This is a genomic window from Serratia sp. BNK-12, from assembly GCF_047456085.1.
In the GTDB taxonomy this organism is placed as follows: domain Bacteria; phylum Pseudomonadota; class Gammaproteobacteria; order Enterobacterales; family Enterobacteriaceae; genus Serratia; species Serratia liquefaciens.
On the sequence record NZ_CP179896.1, the window covers coordinates 3,151,574 to 3,168,848 of the forward strand.

18 protein-coding genes and 2 tRNA genes are annotated in these 17,275 nt (G+C 53.0%); 6 read left to right on the forward strand and 14 right to left on the reverse strand.

What is annotated here, in order from left to right; genetic code table 11:
* The first annotated feature begins 3 nt into the window (after positions 1-3).
* Positions 4-222, forward strand: coding sequence for an ogr/Delta-like zinc finger family protein (locus tag ACMGG1_RS14650; protein WP_071844562.1), 219 nt, complete (start codon positions 4-6; stop codon positions 220-222).
* A 119-nt stretch (positions 223-341) separates the two neighbouring features.
* Entirely contained in the window at positions 342-1,370 is a 1,029-nt protein-coding gene (locus ACMGG1_RS14655) for a tyrosine-type recombinase/integrase (RefSeq protein ID WP_414160812.1), read from the forward strand.
* A 124-nt stretch (positions 1,371-1,494) separates the two neighbouring features.
* Here the strand turns inward: ACMGG1_RS14655 and ACMGG1_RS14660 are convergent, their stop codons facing one another.
* From ACMGG1_RS14660 to ftnA, 5 genes are all read right to left on the reverse strand, one after another.
* On the reverse strand, positions 1,495-2,343 hold the full coding sequence (locus tag ACMGG1_RS14660; protein WP_414160813.1) for a pentapeptide repeat-containing protein: 849 nt from the start codon (positions 2,341-2,343) through the stop codon (positions 1,495-1,497).
* Positions 2,344-2,854: 511 nt separating this feature from the next.
* On the reverse strand, positions 2,855-3,196 hold the full coding sequence (locus ACMGG1_RS14665) for a YebY family protein (RefSeq protein WP_020826380.1): 342 nt from the start codon (positions 3,194-3,196) through the stop codon (positions 2,855-2,857).
* A gap of 69 nt (positions 3,197-3,265) precedes the next feature.
* On the reverse strand, positions 3,266-4,147 hold the full coding sequence (copD, locus tag ACMGG1_RS14670; protein ID WP_234529577.1) for a copper homeostasis membrane protein CopD: 882 nt from the start codon (positions 4,145-4,147) through the stop codon (positions 3,266-3,268).
* Positions 4,148-4,150: 3 nt separating this feature from the next.
* On the reverse strand, positions 4,151-4,534 hold the full coding sequence (gene yobA / locus ACMGG1_RS14675) for a CopC domain-containing protein YobA (RefSeq protein WP_020826378.1): 384 nt from the start codon (positions 4,532-4,534) through the stop codon (positions 4,151-4,153).
* A 315-nt stretch (positions 4,535-4,849) separates the two neighbouring features.
* On the reverse strand, positions 4,850-5,368 hold the full coding sequence (ftnA, locus tag ACMGG1_RS14680) for a non-heme ferritin (protein WP_020826377.1): 519 nt from the start codon (positions 5,366-5,368) through the stop codon (positions 4,850-4,852).
* Between the two features lie 372 nt (positions 5,369-5,740).
* Between ftnA and ACMGG1_RS14685 the strand changes: the two genes are divergently transcribed.
* Positions 5,741-5,971: a DNA polymerase III subunit theta gene (locus ACMGG1_RS14685; RefSeq protein ID WP_020826376.1), complete on the forward strand. Its 231-nt coding sequence runs from the start codon at positions 5,741-5,743 to the stop codon at positions 5,969-5,971.
* 30 nt (positions 5,972-6,001) lie between these two features.
* Here the strand turns inward: ACMGG1_RS14685 and pip are convergent, their stop codons facing one another.
* Both pip and dksA read right to left on the reverse strand, forming a co-directional pair.
* A complete protein-coding gene (pip, locus tag ACMGG1_RS14690; RefSeq protein WP_020826375.1) occupies positions 6,002-6,955 on the reverse strand; it encodes a prolyl aminopeptidase in 954 nt (317 codons plus the stop codon).
* A gap of 172 nt (positions 6,956-7,127) precedes the next feature.
* Positions 7,128-7,553 carry an RNA polymerase-binding protein DksA gene (gene dksA / locus ACMGG1_RS14695; RefSeq protein WP_020826374.1) on the reverse strand — a complete coding sequence of 142 codons (426 nt, stop codon included), beginning with the start codon at positions 7,551-7,553 and terminating at the stop codon, positions 7,128-7,130.
* Between the two features lie 438 nt (positions 7,554-7,991).
* Between dksA and exoX the strand changes: the two genes are divergently transcribed.
* Entirely contained in the window at positions 7,992-8,660 is a 669-nt protein-coding gene (gene exoX / locus ACMGG1_RS14700) for an exodeoxyribonuclease X (RefSeq protein WP_414160814.1), read from the forward strand.
* A 33-nt stretch (positions 8,661-8,693) separates the two neighbouring features.
* On the opposite strand, the gene ACMGG1_RS14705 is transcribed toward exoX, so the two are convergent.
* The 6 genes from ACMGG1_RS14705 to ACMGG1_RS14730 all read right to left on the reverse strand — a co-directional run bounded on the left by ACMGG1_RS14705 (position 8,694) and on the right by ACMGG1_RS14730 (position 15,641).
* Positions 8,694-10,727 carry a S9 family peptidase gene (locus ACMGG1_RS14705; RefSeq protein ID WP_414160815.1) on the reverse strand — a complete coding sequence of 678 codons (2,034 nt, stop codon included), beginning with the start codon at positions 10,725-10,727 and terminating at the stop codon, positions 8,694-8,696.
* Positions 10,728-10,795: 68 nt separating this feature from the next.
* Entirely contained in the window at positions 10,796-11,449 is a 654-nt protein-coding gene (locus ACMGG1_RS14710) for a tellurite resistance TerB family protein (RefSeq protein WP_020826371.1), read from the reverse strand.
* A gap of 183 nt (positions 11,450-11,632) precedes the next feature.
* Positions 11,633-12,220, reverse strand: coding sequence for a molecular chaperone (locus ACMGG1_RS14715; protein ID WP_020826370.1), 588 nt, complete (start codon positions 12,218-12,220; stop codon positions 11,633-11,635).
* A gap of 42 nt (positions 12,221-12,262) precedes the next feature.
* Positions 12,263-13,000, reverse strand: a complete 738-nt coding sequence (locus tag ACMGG1_RS14720; protein WP_122078614.1) for a phosphatase — start codon at positions 12,998-13,000, stop codon at positions 12,263-12,265.
* 87 nt (positions 13,001-13,087) lie between these two features.
* Positions 13,088-14,029 carry a glyoxylate/hydroxypyruvate reductase GhrA gene (ghrA, locus tag ACMGG1_RS14725; RefSeq protein ID WP_259216861.1) on the reverse strand — a complete coding sequence of 314 codons (942 nt, stop codon included), beginning with the start codon at positions 14,027-14,029 and terminating at the stop codon, positions 13,088-13,090.
* 127 nt (positions 14,030-14,156) lie between these two features.
* Positions 14,157-15,641 (reverse strand): peptide MFS transporter, encoded by a 1,485-nt coding sequence (locus ACMGG1_RS14730; RefSeq protein ID WP_414160816.1) that lies wholly within the window; start codon positions 15,639-15,641, stop codon positions 14,157-14,159.
* A gap of 431 nt (positions 15,642-16,072) precedes the next feature.
* Between ACMGG1_RS14730 and ACMGG1_RS14735 the strand changes: the two genes are divergently transcribed.
* Both ACMGG1_RS14735 and ACMGG1_RS14740 read left to right on the forward strand, forming a co-directional pair.
* Positions 16,073-16,162, forward strand: a tRNA-Ser gene (locus ACMGG1_RS14735).
* Positions 16,163-16,554: 392 nt separating this feature from the next.
* A tRNA-Ser gene (locus ACMGG1_RS14740) sits at positions 16,555-16,644 on the forward strand.
* 158 nt (positions 16,645-16,802) lie between these two features.
* On the opposite strand, the gene ACMGG1_RS14745 is transcribed toward ACMGG1_RS14740, so the two are convergent.
* The gene (locus tag ACMGG1_RS14745) at positions 16,803-17,159 is read right to left on the reverse strand and encodes a helix-turn-helix domain-containing protein (protein WP_122078607.1); all 357 of its coding nucleotides are present in this window, start codon (positions 17,157-17,159) and stop codon (positions 16,803-16,805) included.
* Positions 17,160-17,275 lie beyond the last annotated feature (116 nt).

The following is a 17,275-nucleotide window of genomic DNA, read 5'->3' on the forward strand; positions in this document are numbered from 1 at the left end:
ATCATGATGCGATGCCCTTTGTGTGGCCATGCGGCGCACACCCGCAGTAGTAACGAAGTGACAGCAACGACAAAAGAGCGTTACAACCAATGCACAAACGTGAATTGCAGTCATGTCTTTATCACGATGGAAACTTTTGTTCGCTCCATTGTTAAACCTGGTCAGGTTGACCCTGCGCCACCGCACCCATCAAAGTCTGGCCAAACCGCCCTGCACTTCTAACCACAAACCCGCCGCCGGCGGGTTTTTTGATCCATGTTTAAACCAGCCGCACACAAACATTGAATACTGTTATTATATACAGTATTCAATACGTAATTTGGTTCACTGGATCTACGAGTATGACCGTAAGAAAATTGAGCACCGGCAAGTGGCTATGCGAGTTCTATCACAACGGGAGGGGCGGCAAGCGTACCCGTAAGCAATTCGCCACCAAGGGGGAGGCGCTCGCCTTCGAGAGCTATCAGCTCGACCAGGCAAAGGCCAAGCCTTGGCTGGGCGATAAGGAAGACAAGCGAAAACTTAGCGAGTTGATCGATCTGTGGTACAGGCTGCATGGCTGCTCGCTAAATGACAAAAAAGGCCGACTTGGCAAATTGATCATTATCTGTAACGGCATGGGGAACCCAGTAGCATCAGAGATCACCCCAAAGGACTGGGCCCATTATCGCGATCAGCGGTTGCGCGGAGAAATCGATAACGGCTATAGCACCAGTCTTGAAACAAGGAAGGTCAGCACGGGAACGGTTAACTGTGAACAAGCTTTTTTGCGGGCTGTATTCAACGAATTAAAAAGATTGGGGGAATGGTCTTTGCCAAACCCCCTGGAAAATATCAGGGAGTTCGATCAGCCAGAAAAGGAAATGGCATGGCTGAACAATGAGAAAATAAAAGCACTGATAAACGCCTGCCATACTCATGGCAACCCAGAGCTAACACTCATCGTAAAGATATGCCTATCAACTGGCGCCAGATGGAATGAGGCCGCAAAACTAAGGCCATCGCAGATATCAAAATATAAAATCACGTATACCAACACCAAAGGGAAGAAAAACAGAACGGTCCCCATCTCGAAAGAATTATATGACGAGCTCACAATACTGGATGAAAAGGAGTTTGATCCTTGCTACAAGCAATTTTATCGAGTTCTGCGACTGGCGAATATAACCTTGCCAGAAGGACAAATGACGCATGTGCTCCGCCATACCTTTGCTAGCCACTTCATGATGGGTGGGGGGAATATCATAGTCTTGCAGCGCATCCTTGGGCACTCAGATATCAGGGTAACGATGCGCTACGCCCATTTCGCGCCAGACCATTTAGAGGAAACTCTAAGATTAAATCCGCTAGCAGCATTCCATCTCTCATAATGATACGCCTTTAATTTGTTTCTGATCTTGACTTTACAGTAAAAGCGTTGTATTTTTTTCCATATCGATGGGCACGATGCGGGTCAACTGAGGATTAAGTTCCTTAGCCATAGGGTTCGATTCCCTAATGCCGTTTCTTTTGGTGAATACTATCCGGCCTTCTCTTTTTTATCTGTTCTAATATATTTTCATCTGCAGAAATGTAATTAAGACTTCTAGCCTTTACCAGATCGTCTATATTTAGATTTTTCGCACCTAATAGATTTGCACGATTAAGGTTAGCCCCTTCGAAGTTTACATTTGTCAAATCACAATTTCTAAGATCACAACCATTCAATTCTGAGTTATAAAACTGAGCATTAACCAAACTAGAATCATTAAGCTGTATCCCGCTAGCATTAGCTTCTTTCATTTTCAAATTGTACATATTACAGTTTTTAAAATGACACCCATCCAAGTTCGCCCCGTTGAAATTTACCGATTTCAACATCATATTATTTAAGTAAACCTTTCTCATTTTTGTTTTTTCAAAACTCAATCCGGAAATATCTCCAGAACTAAAATTTATTTCCTTGATAGATATATTTGTTATTATGATTCTTTGAATTCTAAGATCTCTCACCTTAGCTTGACTTAATCTTTTAAGCAAGCCTGCTTTTTTTAAATTAATCTCATCTGAAGAGTAGGATGCATAATCTTTTAAGTCGTCAATCAGAGCATTTTGCTTACTAGTGTGTTCTCTTCTTCTTTCAAAAAAGATGACAATAACACCTAACACTAAGAAATCTACAATTGAAGAATTAAGATTTATTAAAAGGTATTGAAAAAAACCAAAATTATAAAAAGAGTTAGAGCTATAAGGATAATGATTATTATTATAATATCCCCAACCAAATGATAGCAATACTACAATTACGCTGAATATTAAAAATATATAATTCGTTGGATACAATGAACGCCATGCCTGTCTCACCTTCCCCTCCAAGAAAATTAGTAATTAAAACAGTAAATAATTTTACAGATGCTATAGAAATCATGACAACAATGCAATTTTAACGTATTAAAAACCATTTCTAGGGAGAAAAACTGTTAAAGCACATCAACGATGTGGTTGCAGCAGACAATCGCGGCTGATTTCAATGGCGGCAAAGTGGCGACAGAGGTAGAAAAAGGATGCAATACGGTAGAACAGGAGACGTGACAAGTGATTGTTTTACTTGTAAGTAACTGTTTATAAATGATAAACAAAAAAAGACCGAATACGATTCCTATATTCGGTCTAGGGAAATGGCTCTTGGGAGAGAGCCGTGCGCTAAAAGTTGGCATTTTGTGCAAGGCTTGTTCAGCCGTGCACTTTAAGAGTAGCTTACCGCGCTATTTTTGCCAGCCAGCCGCACGGCCGGTGATAGTTTCATTACGGAATTAATTTCGTGCAATTATTCATCACCGGTTAACCTCGCACTAAGCCATTGGGGGATAAGCGATTAGTTCGCGCAGAGCTTCTCGGCGCGTTCGCGGTACGGCTCAACACTCATCTTATGGCCCGGATTGGCGGCGTCATCGAGCAGGATCACGTCCAGCGGTTGAGCGCGTTGCTGCCCTGCTTTCACCTGCGCTTCTGCGGCCGCGTTAAGCGGGTACTGCATCAGCGTGCTGTTGTTGAGCACGAACAACGCACCGCCGCTGCGGCACTGCAGCGTCACTTCTTCTTTGGTGAACGCCCACTGCTTGCCGTATTCCAGCTTGGTGATGTTCACCAGTTGGTCTGCTGCCAAAGCACCGGTCGCGGTTGCCAGCAGCGTCATGCCAAGTAATACCGATTTCATGTTATGGCCTTAGGGTTGCTATTTGATTCAATTTTCCCGCAGTTTGGGGGCATCCGGCAAGCCGGAATGTTATACCGGCGCATAGGTTGCAAATAAACTGACCAACAGCAGCACCACCGCCCCTAACCCCAACTCCGCCCAGCAGGCAAGCACCAGCCCGCGCTGCGCCAGCCTTGGCATGCTGCTCATCGCCGGGACGACGGCGTAGCGGTTGGCTAATGCCACCATAACCATCAGCGCCACCAGCGCGGTTTTAAACAGCAGCAGGCGTTGGTACGGAGAATCTACGTCCAACGGCCAACTGCCGAGAATGATCAAACTGTTGATTACGCCGGTCAGCAGCACCAGCGCCACAGCCAGGTGTCCCCAGCGCGAGAAGCGTATCAATGTGGTCACCGCGTCGCTGCGCCACTGCGGTTGGGTCAGATAGCGCAAACAGACCAGCAGCGGCAACAGGCTGCCAAACCAGTACCCGGCCGCCAGCAGGTGCAGCGCATGATTGAAACGATGCAGTGCGCCAAGCCCCCCACCATGCATCGCCGCATGGCCGATAAACGCCATGCTGACCAACAGCAATGTGGAAAGCAGCGCCAGCAGTTGTGTACGACGTGGCTCGGCGAGCCACAGGCTCAGCAACGCCAGCATTGAAATGCCCAGGTGCCAGCGCCAAACCTCGCCAAAGGTGGTGCCCAGTACCGCCCACCACACGTCCAGCCGCCAGGTATCTGCCCAGCCGTCCCCCATCTGCCCGGCCTGAATAGCCAGCAACGCAATAGCGGAAAGCCCGGCAAGCCAGGTGCAAGAGACCAACAAAGGACGCACATCACGGGTGAGATACGGAGAAAGGCGCTGCGGCGACAATAAGGCGGTGAATAAGCTGGAGCCAAACATCAGCATCACCGCCGCAAAGTGCACAAAGCGACACAGGACAAACAGGGTCGCCAGACTCATGGGTCAGTTTACGGTGAAGCTGTATTGGCCCTTGGTTTTATGACCGTCGACCGACACCACATGCCAGCTGACGTTATATTTGCCTGCCGCCAGATCGCCTTCGATAGGCAGATTGACCTGGGTATTGTTGTTCGCATCGAGCTGCAGCTTGCCGGTTTTCACTTCGGCGTTGTCTGGGCCGGTGATTTTAATGCCGCTGAAGTTGGGCTCAATGCCCTCGGAGAAATTGAGCGTCAGCACCTTGGGTGCCGGGCTCACGCTGGCATCTGCCGCCGGCGTTTCAACTTTTAAATGGGCATGCGCCAGTGCCTGCTGTGAGGACAGCCCGACAAACAGCACGAAAATGGTGGAAAGCAGGCGATAAGAAGTCCGAATTTTACCGATCACAGTGATATCCCTTAAAGCAATAATCGAGGGTGATAAGGAGCCAGGCTAACCGCCAGAGCGATGTATCAGCAGCCCAACCCACCGCAGATGATTGCGCCACGGGTAAACAGAATTATGGGAGTAACCCCCTGTTTTGACTCTCAACCTTCCCTGTAGCGTATCGCGTCAAATGATAACGAGTGTCATTATGCAAGTCGAGCAGAACGCTGGCATTTTGCGATCCAGTAGCACATATCGCTGTAAAACCGCGATAAATGCAGGGCATAAAAAAACCGCGCACCGGCCAACGCCGACACGCGGTTTTCTACAAAAGGATTAGGCCTGGCCGTTACCGTTTTCGCCGGCCGCACCCATTTTCTTCAGATCTTTATCAATGAAGAACAGGGCATTGCCGCTGTTGCCCACCAGCGCCAGTTTATCCAGTACGGATTTGAACAGCTTCTCTTCTTCGTGCTGCTCGGCAACATACCACTGCAGGAAGTTGAAGGTTGAATAGTCATGAGCGGTCATTGCCGCGTGCGCCAGTTCATTAATCTGGCGGGTGATCAGTTGCTCATGTTCGTACGTCTGTTGGAACACCTCTGCCAGGGAACCAAACTCAACCGGCGGCGCGGCGATGGTGCCCAGCAGCGGCAGTGCACCGGTATCACTGAGGTATTCGAACAGGCGCTGCATGTGCTGCATCTCTTCCTGAGAGTGTTCTTTAAGGAATGCCGCGGCACCTTCAAAGCCTTTATCGCTGCACCAGGCACTCATTTGCAGATACAGGTTGGCAGAGTAGAACTCCAGGTTCAGTTGCTCATTCAGCTTTTTGGTCATTTCAGGCGTCAGCATAATCATTCCTTTATTTTGCAGGTATCAACTTAATTTTTCCGCATTATGCCCTGACGAAAACAAAATAAACACACCTGATTTACATCATCGATGATTTAATTTTAAATTAAAACAAAATCAAATAGTTATAAAAAACACCAATTATTCATTTAAATAATTATGATAACTATTTCCATCTGTAAATTTAATCAAAAAGCGAATCATTCTTATTTAAAATAATAAATGAATTGCATTGCTGAACGAATAATAAATAACCTTTTCCGTTACCGATTATTGGTGACCGTCCCCCCCTGCGCGCTTCAGGCTTGCCAAGCGCCGCCGGGTGGATTACCTTCTGCGCTGATCCAATGCGGTAACAGTAAGGAGAATACGGTGGGTTACAATTTGGCAGAGCTTTCCAAAGAAGAGATGGACAAAGTGAACGTTGATCTCGCAGCTTCCGGCGTGGCGTTCAAAGAGCGCTACAACATGCCGGTGATCCCCGAAATGGTTGAGCGTGAACAGCCCGAACACCTGCGTGATTATTTCCGCGAACGCGTGGCGCACTACCGTGCCGAATCGCACAAGTATTCGCGCCTGCCGTACGAACCGAAATCCAAATAATAAAAGCCCGCCGTAGTGGCGGGCTCGGTGTCATTTGCCGGCAAATTTGTCGGTCGCCAGCATTAACTGGTGCAGGATGCCGGGCTCATCGAATGAGTGTCCGGCCCCCTCGACAATATGCAGCTCCGCCTCCGGCCAAGCCTTCGCCAGATCCCAGGCGTTTTGTACCTGGCAAGCCATATCGTAACGGCCATGGATGATCACCGCCGGAATATGACGGATCAGCGGAACGTTGCGCAGCAGTTGATCGTCGCTGTCCAGGAAGCCCAGATGAGTAAAGTAGTGGTTTTCGATACGGGCGAACGCCAGCGCGAAATCGTCCTCGCCAAAAGAAGCCGACTCGCTGCTGGGCAGCAAGGTCACCGTCTCCCCTTCCCACACGCTCCACAGTTTGGCCGCTTCCAGCTGCACCTGCGGATCCGTTGAGGTCAGGCGCTGGCGGTAAGAAGCAATCACGTCCTTGCGTTCTTCCTCTGAAAGAATCGACAGCACACGTTCCCACTTCTCCGGGAAGAAGCGCGAAGCGCCGTCCTGATAGTACCAATGCAGCTCCTGCTTGCGCAGGGTAAAGATGCCGCGCAGCACCATTTCACTGACGCGCTGCGGATGAGTCTGTGCGTAGGCCAACGCCAACGTTGAGCCCCAGGAGCCGCCAAACACCAGCCACTGATCGACACCGGCCATTTCGCGCAGCCGTTCGATGTCCTGCACCAGGTGCCAGGTGGTGTTGTTGTCCAGGCTGGCATGCGGCTTGGAACGGCCACAGCCACGCTGATCGAACAGCAATACCTTGTAACGCTGCGGATCGAACAGTTGGCGGTGGTAAGGGGAAATACCGCCCCCCGGCCCACCGTGAATAAAGACTGCCGGTTTACCGTTCGGGTTACCGCTCAGTTCCCAGTAGATCCGGTGGCCATCCCCGGTGTCCAGCCAACCGCTGTCATATGCTGCTAACGGCGGGTACAAACCTCGTAATTGTTCCATGGCGCTTCCGTCTCTCTGTGGGTCATACCCTCATCAAAGCCGAAGCCACTCATTTGGTCAACGGTAAATCCTGAAAACTCCTACGCTCCCCAACAAGTTAAGGTTCGTTTGCTTAAAATGAATACGACTTGCCGGCAAAATACCGGCTGGCCGTTGGGAGCCAGCCGTAGAATCAACCCCGCTTACGCAGATGCGGTTCGCGCATTTCCTGCGCGGTTTTGGCCTCAATGCTCAGTTCCGCCGTTGGCCGCAACAGCAAGCGCGCCAGGCCAATAGGCTCTCCGCTTTCACGGCAATAACCATAGTCGCCGTTATACAAACGCGTCAGCGCCGCGCTGATTTTCGGCAGCAAACGGCTTTCGCGATCCAACTGGCGAAACAGCAACCGCAAGTCTTCTTCACGCGCGGCCTTGTCCGCTTCGTCACCTGAAACTTCACCGCTGTCGATATCCCGCTTCAACGCATCGATGTGCTGCAGCAGTTTTTGCTGCTCTTCCAGCAAGCGCTGGCGAAAAAAAGCCCGCTGCGCCGGGTTCATGTAGTCAGACTCCGGCATGGCCAGGAGCTGTTGCTGGTTTAACATGGAAACGACTGTCATGGCGCTCTCCGGTTAGGATTTAATTGTTATATTATAACATATCAAATATTTTCAGCAGCCTTTCCTGAAAAACAAAATTCAACCTATAAACAATCGATTAACTAAAACACCTGCTTTCATGCTTGCATCCGACAGGCGTAAGGGGGTTAATGGCTGAGCAACCCACCCAACCATAGGTAACTGAGAGGCCATCATGAGTAAGGGAATGGATAGCAAAAAAAATGCGAAGAAGAAGCCGTTGAAAACCCCTGCTGAAAAACGCGCAGGCAAACGCGCCAAGAAAGGGCAAACGTCCGGCGAGTAAGCGAACTTCTAACCGTAGAGTTAAACCCGCCAAGGCGGGTTTTTTGTTGCCTGAAATAACGTCCCCGCTTTCAACGGTTGGCATTGGCGTAACGGCCCGTTAAGCTAAACCTGTACAGCCATCCTGAGGAAACCATGAATTTACGCGTAATAGACACTGAAACCTGCGGGCTGGAAGGCGGCGTGGTCGAAGTGGCCTCTGTCGATCTGATTGACGGGCAAATCACCAATCCCATGAGCGACTTAATCAGCCCCGACCGGCCAATTGGCATTGAAGCCATGGCTATTCACCACATTACCGAGCAGATGGTCGAAGGGAAACCGCGGATCGCGGTGGCGATCGGGCGTTATCTCGGCAGCCCCTACTATGTCGCTCACAATGCGGCTTTCGATCGCGGCGTACTGCCTGAAATGAACGGCGCCTGGATCTGCACCATGAAGCTGGCCCGTAACCTGTACCCGGACATCAAATACGGCAACCAATATCTGCGCTACGCGCTCAATCTGGATGTGCAATTGCCGCAGGACACGACGCTGTATCCGCACCGCGCATTGTATGACTGCTACGTGACCGCCGCGCTGCTGCAACGCATCATCAAGGATTCAGGCTGGACGCCGGAGCAAATGGCGCAAATCACCGAGCAGCCGGTGCTGTTGAAGAAGTTTAAGTTCGGAAAATACCGTGGACAGGAAATTGATCGCGTAGCGCAGGAAGATCCCGGCTATTTGCGCTGGATGCTGAAATCTATCGAAGACCTCAGTCCGGACATGAAGCACACGCTGAAATACTATCTGATTGGTTGAAAAAGCGGGCAGCGCCAGCCGCCCGCCTGAAGGTTACTTCGCCAGCGCCAGAATAAAGGCGTACTCCAGCGCGATATCTTCATAAGCTTTGAAACGCCCGGACTTGCCGCCGTGGCCGGAATCCATATCGGTATACAGCAGCAGTTGGCGGTCGTCAGTTTTCAACTCACGCAATTTTGCTACCCACTTGGCCGGTTCCCAATACTGTACCTGCGAGTCGTGCAGGCCGGTGGTGACCAGCATATGCGGGTAATCCTGAGCCTTGACCTGATCGTACGGGCTGTACTGCAAAATGTAGTCGTAATAAGCTCGTTCGTTCGGGTTGCCCCACTCGTCATATTCACCGGTGGTCAGTGGAATGGACTCGTCAAGCATGGTGGTGACAACGTCGACAAACGGCACTTGCGCCACGATGCCGTTGAACAGCTGTGGTGCCTGGTTAATCACCGCACCCATCAGCAAGCCGCCGGCGCTGCCACCCATGGCGAATACCCGTTTGGCATCGCCGTAGCCTTGATCAATCAAGGTTTCCGTCACGTCGATAAAGTCGTTGAAGGTATTTTGCTTGTTGAACAGCTTGCCGTCTTCGTACCACAGCTGCCCCAATTCGCCGCCGCCGCGAATGTGCGCCAGCGCAAAGACAAAACCACGATCCAACAGGCTCAAGCGGCTGGCGCTAAAGGCCGGATCCATGCTGCTGCCGTAAGAGCCGTAGCCATACACCATCAGCGGGTTGCTGCCGTGCACGAAGCTATCCGGGCGATAAACCAGCGAAACCGGGACCTCGACACCGTCGCGCGCCTTCACCCAGACTCGCTCGCTGCGGTAATTTTCCGGGGTAAAGTTTTTCACTTCCTGCTGTTTAAGCATCACACGTTCGCCGCTGTCGAGATTCAACTCATACAGCGTAGTGGGTGTGGTCATCGAGGAGTAACCATAGCGCAGCAGCTCGGTTTCCGGCTCCGGATTGTATGCCAGCCAGGTGGTATAGGTCGGATCGTCAAAGGCGATACGCTTCACTTCGCCGCTCTGCCAGTGGATTTGTCGCAGCTGGGTCAACCCCTCGCTGCGCTCCTCTACCACCAGCCAGTCGCGGAACAGGCTAAAGCCTTCCAGCATCACTTCCACCCGGGGAGCAATCAACGTCTGCCACTGCGCTTCGTCTGCCTGCTCGCTCTGATACAGGCCGAAGTTTTTGCCGTCCTTGTTGGAACGGATGTAGAAGTGCTGGTGATAGTGATCGATACCGTATTCATGATCCTTGCGGCGCGGCACAAACATCTGCGGCGTGCTGTCGGCGCGATCGGCGTCCAGCAGCAGAATTTCCGAGGTGGTGGTGCTGCTCAGGTGGATCAGAATGAAACGTTCGGAGGTGGTTTTTTCCAACCCGACGTAGAAGGTGTCATCCAGCTCTTCGTAGATCAATTCATCAAGCTGCGGATCGGTACCTACCACATGGCGATAGACCTGATACGGTAACAGCGTTTTAGCGTGTTTACGCACGTAATACACGGTGGCTGAATCATTGGCCCACTCGAAGTTGCCGGAGGTGTTTTCCAGCACTTCGTCGGTCCAGCTGTCGTCGCTGAGGTTTTTGAAACGAATGTCGTATTGGCGACGGGAGAGGAAATCCTCCGCTACCGCCAGCCGCTGGTTGTCGGGGCTGACTTCCAGCCCGCCAAGGGTATAAAACTCTCGCTGCTCGGCGCGCTGGTTTCCGTCGATCAGGGTGTCCCAATGTTCGCTTTCCGCCTGCGGCTGACGCACATAAATCGCGTATTCATTACCCGGTTCGAAGCGCGTCTGATAGCGGTAGCCGTTTCTGACATAGGGGACTGAATGTTCCTGCTGAGGAATGCGCGCTACCATTTCTTCATACAGCGTTTCGCGCAGGGCCTGCTGCGGTTTCAGCGCCGCATCGGTGAAGGCGTTTTCCGCCTGCAGGTAGTCCAATACCTGCGGGTCTGCGCGATCGTCGTCGCGCAGCCAATAGTAGTCGTCCACACGCGTGTCGCCGTGAACCGTAATGGGATAAGGACGTTTTTCTGCCTTAGGGGGGGTCATCATTGTTAAATCATCCGCTTACCTTGATTAAGGCAAGAGTGACACGATTCCCCCCGGCTTGCCAAGCGGCGCTATGCCAGCTCGCGTTTTTTCTCGTTCACGTCGTTTTCTATGCCCTGCTTGACGTCCGCCGGGATCTTCAACGACTGCGCCAGAGCATCAAGATAGCCACGCTCCATAAAGTGATCCACGTCGATCACCATGCAGCTCAGGTAATATACCTCCAGCGCTTCGTCTTCATTCTTGACGCTCTGGGCGATCAAATCCGGGTTAAGCGGCTGGTCGATCGCCTCTTGCACCCATTTTTGCGCTTCTTCACCCACCTGCAGCTGTTCCAGGCTGTGGTCGATGGCAAGCTTTTCTTCCGCATCGATATGCCCGTCGCTTTTGGCGGCAAACACCAGCGCCTGCACCAGACGTTTGGCACGCAAGTCCACCGGCGTGGTCTGCAGGCCAAACTGCGGTTCGTTCTGGTGGGTTTCTTTCACCCGTTGTTTGTACTTATTCCACAGCACTGCACCAACCGCTGCGCTGCCGCCGATAATCAACGCATTCTTACCGAATTTGCCGACCAGCTTGCGCGAAGACTTATTCGCCAGCAAAACGCCCACCAGGCCACCCAGCGCAGTCGGGGCCAGCAGCTTGCCGATACCTTCCGAACCGCCGATTGAACCGGCCTTTTGCCCAATCATCGATTGGATCTGCTGCATCCAGTTATTTTTCATGCTTTACCCTTTGCGTGAGGAAACAAGGCGTGCAGGCACAAAAAGGCCAGGCCGCCGGTAAAGCGTCAGATTAGGGGATTTTTTGTCAGTTTACGTATGGGGGATGAAAACCTGTGTAGCGGGGAACATTGATGGCGGGAAAAGGCCGACTTCGCCATCAGGCGCCAGCCGGCCACTCGCGGATTAAGGCTGTTCGCCCTCTTCGCCCGGCTGGTCTTCTTCCTGTTCGTATTCCGCCAGTTCGTCACGCATTGCCTGAATCGACTCGCGAGCCAACAGCGCCAAAGTGCGGTAAAAACCGGTGGTGGCGTGAGCTTCTACTTTGCCTAGAAAACGGCCGCACCATGGCAGCAGATAGTCGTCAAACAGCGTGATTTGCGCCTGCGCTTCGTCTTCCTGAGACTGGTCTTCCAGCCAGGAGGCCGCCAGCAACAAAGAACCGAAATGATCGGCCGGCGCTTCTCCGAGCGGCATGCCGCGCTGCTGCAGGAAAGTACGCACTTCCGCTTCGGTTGCCCCTTCAACATAGGCCGAACGGAAAGGTGACACGCTGCATTCGCTGCCGACGAACATGGCGTTGAAGTCGCTGGACAGCAGGTTCACATCACAACCCTGCTGCAGGCGTACCAAGAGTTCGTCCTGTTCCAGCGGCCAGTGCTGTTGCAGCTTGCCTTCTTTGATCAGCGTAAACAGCGGCACCAGCAACGGATCCTGCGGCTGGCGATAAAACAGCGTACCCAGCACGCGGCAAACAACGGAAAACTCATTCATGATAATGCCTTATACAATACGGAAAAATTTGCCGGGACGATGTCACAAATCGGCCAATTCCGCAATCGCCGGCTTGCCGCGACGCTCGAGAAAATCGAGCAGGCGTCGTGGGCTCACGTTGAGAATACGCTCCTGCGGGAACTCCACCTCGGCAATGATGCGTTCGCAGTGCTCGAAACCGCCGAGCGAGAAAGCAATGTGTGAATCCGAGCCCAGCGCTAACCAGCCACCGGCATCACGCACCGCGGCGGCGATGGCCCGGCAGTTATCCTCGCTGCCCTTGCGCGAATGGGTGAACGACGAATTGTTCAGTTCCAATGCCACGTCGTATTTGGCCGCGGCGGCAGCAACCGCCGCAATATCGATCGGATATCTTGGGTTGCCAGGGTGGCTGATTATGTGCACGTCACCTTGCGCCATCGCGGCGATCATCGCTTCGGTATTGGCCGCTTTATCCTGCGGTGCAAATACCGGCTCGTGGAAACCGGCAATAATTACGTCGATTTTATCCAGCATCGGGCCGGTGCAGTCGATATCGCCCTGCAGGTTTTTGATGTTGGCCTCGATGCCGCGCAATATGCCCACGCCGTCCACCAGACGTGGCCACACGTGCATGTTCATAAAGTGCCAATAATGCGGCGCATCGGCCATATCCGGGCCATGGTCGGTGATGGCGAACAGTTTGATGCCCTTTTGCCGGGCTTCGACGATGTAGTCATGCAGCGTACTGTAGGCGTGGGTGCTGGCGACGGTGTGCATATGTAAATCAACGGGGTACATTACTTCTCCTTCTTGGCGGCCTGCCGTAAATACGGCGGCAGGCGCGGTTTATTATTCAATTAGCTTAGCAGGTGCATCACCGAAAGATCAGTAACCCAGTTGCACATCCACCACGCCGGCCGGTGTTTGGCCGGATTCAAGCGCACGGATGTTTGCCGCTATCTGATCCATCGCCGCTTCCGGCAAGGTGATGGCAGCAATATGCGGGGTAATGGTGACACGCGGATGACGCCAGAACGGATGCGCCTGTGGCAGCGGTTCCTCAACGAACACATCCAGCGTAGCGGCGGCGATTTGCCCCTGCTCCAGCGCCTGCAGTAAATCGTCCTCAACCAGATGCGCGCCACGCGCCAGATTGATCAGGTAAGCGCCAGGCGCCAGGTGCGCAAACAGTTGCTGATTGAGGATCCCGGCGGTTTCCGGCGTATTGGGCAGCAGGTTGATCAGCAATTGCACGCCATCGAGAAACGCGGCGCGTTGCTCTACATCGGCAAAACTCTGCACGCCGGCAATCTGTTTAGGGCTGCGGCTCCAGCAACGCACGTTGAAACCAAACTCCGCCAGTTTCAGCGCCACGCTTTTCCCCAACACCCCCGCCCCCAAAATGCCAATGGTGAAATTCTCCTGCTGATGGGGATCGAGCGGTTGCCACTTCTGCTGCTGTTGCAGCAACTGATATTCATCAAAACGGCGGAAATAACGCAGCACATAGCTAAGCGCATATTCCTGCATCTGTTGCGCCATGCCGGTGTCCTCAAGGCGCACCAGCGGAACGCCTGCCGGCAGAGTGCCGGGATGCTGGCGCTCTTGTTCCAGGATGGCATCAACGCCCGCACCGAGGGCAAAAACCCCTTTTAATTTGCCGCGATTCGCCAGCATCTCATAGGGCGGCCGCCACACCAGCGCATAATCCGCCGGACGATCGTCGCCAGGTTGCCAGGCACGTACCGTCGCCTGTGGCAGACGCTGCGACAGGCCTGTCAGCCAGTCCTGGGCGTTAAAGAAAGGGTGATAAAAAATGATGTTCATCTGTGCGGCTCCCGTCTGTTTTTATGCATTTGCATCCAGACTTCCGCGATTCGCCAACAGATGCAAGCGCTAAAGCTCAAAATGAAAACAGCCCCGACCAGTGGGGCTGTTTTTAGACCGTGGGATCTCAGGCTGCGGCAGGAGCGTCATGCCGGATAAGCCTGCGCAACAGCGGGATCAAAATCAGCATCACCACGCCAACGCCCGCAGCGCCCCAGCCCAGTACGCTGAACACCTCGCTGTAGCCAGGGTTAGTTTGCAACGGGGTACTGCCGCTGTTTTCCGGCATCAGGCCGGAGACATAGCCTGCCAGCACCGAAGCAACGCCGGTGACCATCATCCAGCAGCCCATCATGACGCCCTGATAACGCGGTGGCGCCAGTTTGCCGATCATCGCGTAACCGATAGGGGAAATCATCAGTTCGCCGATGCTCTGCAACACGTAACTGATCGCGATCCATTTGAACGCCACCAGCCCGTCGCCGCCGGCCAGGCTAATGCCCAACGGCAACACCAGCATGCCCAACCCGATGCAAAACAGCGAACCAGAGAACTGCATCGGAATATCGATATTGCAGCCGCGAGCGCGCAGGTGATTGAACCACCAGGCCATCAGCGGGCCACCCACCACGATCACCAGCGTATTGATGTTCTGGATCCACTGCGGCGCCACCTGAATGCCATAAACGTTCAGATTGATATTGTGCTCGGAGAACAGCATCAGCCCCATTGGGGCCAGCTGATACAGCGCCCAAAACACCAGAGAGCCTAATGCCAGGATCAGGTAAGCCGTCATCCGGCGACGTTCGTCACGTGGGTGGTGGCGCAACGTCACCACGCATAACATCAGGAAAATCAGTACTCCGAGGCCAATCACGAAGTGGCCGCTGAATTCGGCATGGGTCAGCATCACGCGGATAATGGGCACCAGCGCCACCAACACTGCCAGCCCGACCAGCATGCGCCAGCGGTATTGCGAACGGCTGGCATCGTGCAGCGGGGTGTTGAGATCGGCCAGAATGCGCCAGCGGCTGACGGCGACGATGATCGCCGCGGCATTGCCCAACGTGGCGAACAGGAACAGAGCGCGGTAGTTTTCGGTCAGTTGGAAATAGCCGGCCACGGTGAATCCGACAAAGAACCCCAGGTTCATCCCGGCGTAGTTCCACAAAAAGGCCGATTCACGCCGATCGTCATCCGGTTTAAAGCGCTGGGTCAGCATCATATTAATGCAGGTGACGTTCAGCCCGCTGCCGGTCAGGAACATCGCCAGCCCCCAATAAAGCCCCCAAACGCCCGCAACGGCGATCAATGCACAACCGATCACCTGCAGCACCATGCCCAGCACGAACAGGTTGCGGTTGCTGAGGAAGCGCCCGCCCAGGTAACCGCCAAACATATGCAAACCGTAGTTGAACGCACCAAATACGCCCATCATGGCGTTGGCGCTGCCTTCGCTGAAGCCCAGGCGCTTGGTGGCGTAGAGCACCAGCGTGGAATACAGCACGGCAAAACCCAGGGTGGCAAAGATTTGGATAAAGAACAGTGCCCCGGCGCCCGGGGGGATGGCATGGCGCTGCGGCGCTGCCGTTGTGGAGTCCGATGGAGTCAAAATGAACCTCTACTGCATTATTATTTAATAGGTCAGTCCCTGTCTGCGTTATCGCCGGCGTCTTGCCCGGCAACCTGCGCGGCGGTGTGATATTCCTTGCCAAAACCGCCGTGCCTGCACCAATCTATTTAGCGACACATATGACTAATAATCCAGTATTAATGCATATAACTGCACCATAGATAATCCCACTGCTGATATATTGAGCTAACCAACACCAAAATGTACAAATATTAGCCTGCAAGGTAATTTAGCCCCATGAGGGTCCAGCGGATGTGTGTTCCGCGGTGGTCGATTGCTCGGGAAATCAGCAAATTGCTGCAAGTTTAGCTAAACAGTCATGGTTATGTCACAAGAGGGTTGACGCTGGGATCAGATTCTCCTACATTAGCGCCCGTCGACAGCGCAACGCGTTGGCGATGAAGTAAAACGGTGAGGTGTCTGAGTGGCTGAAGGAGCACGCCTGGAAAGTGTGTATACGCGAAAGTGTATCGAGGGTTCGAACCCCTCTCTCACCGCCATATTTTAAAGAGAAAGCCTGGATTCGCGTCCAGGCTTTTTTGCTTTTATAAAGCAGGATCCGAGAGGGTAAGAACCCTCGACAGGGTTTGACAAAACGCTACGTGTTTTGGACCGCCAAAGGCGGCCCGCAGGGTGAGCGCAGCGAATCAAGCCCTCTCTCACCGCCATCTTTTAAAGAGAAAGCCTGAACGCAAGTTCAGGCTTTTTTGTTGCCTGCGGCGCAGGAAACGCCCTGGCGAAACTGCCTGTGCGTGCGGTTCGCCGTAGTTTTCAGCAAAGCGAACACAGGTTAACCGGACGCGTCGAAACCAAGAAATTCTGCTTGACCGGATCGCCCTCTCTCCCTATAGTAGCGCCCCGTTGCACCAGTGAGTACGCAACAACAAAATACGGTGAGGTGTCTGAGTGGCTGAAGGAGCACGCCTGGAAAGTGTGTATACGCGAAAGTGTATCGAGGGTTCGAACCCCTCCCTCACCGCCATATTTTAAAGAGAAAGTCTGGATTAACCTCCAGACTTTTTTTTTGCATCTCATACCGACCGGGAGGCTGAACGCAGCGAATCAAACCCTCCCTCACCGCCCTATTTGACGAGAAAGCCTGAACGCGAGTTCAGGCTTTTTTGCTGTCTGCAATCCGCCTCAGTGCGGTCGGTTGGCCGTCATGTGCGGCTGCATTCCACCTCGGCGCCAGTCACCCGGGGTTTGGCCGTAATGGCGTTTAAAACTGCGATTGAAGGACTGTTGCGAATCGAAGCCGAGTGAGATCGCCACGCTGACGATCGGCTCGCCGCTGTTGGCCAGGCGCTCGGCTGAAAGCCTCAGCTTCTGCATACGGATATACTCCCCCAGCGCGTAGCCGGTCTGGCGCTTGAACATACGCTGCAGATGCCATTTGGAATACCCCGCGCGCCCCGCCACGGTGTTGATATCCAGCTTCTCTTCCAGATTGTTGTCAATCCACTCAATCAAATCAGTAATAAAGCCCGTGCTATTCATGCTGACGCTCCCATGACGTTGGCAGGTAAATCCGCTGCCCGATGTCATTACGTTGCAGCAGTTTCGCACTAAATGCAATTTTTATTATTGCATTTAACGGAGGGGCACTTCTATAA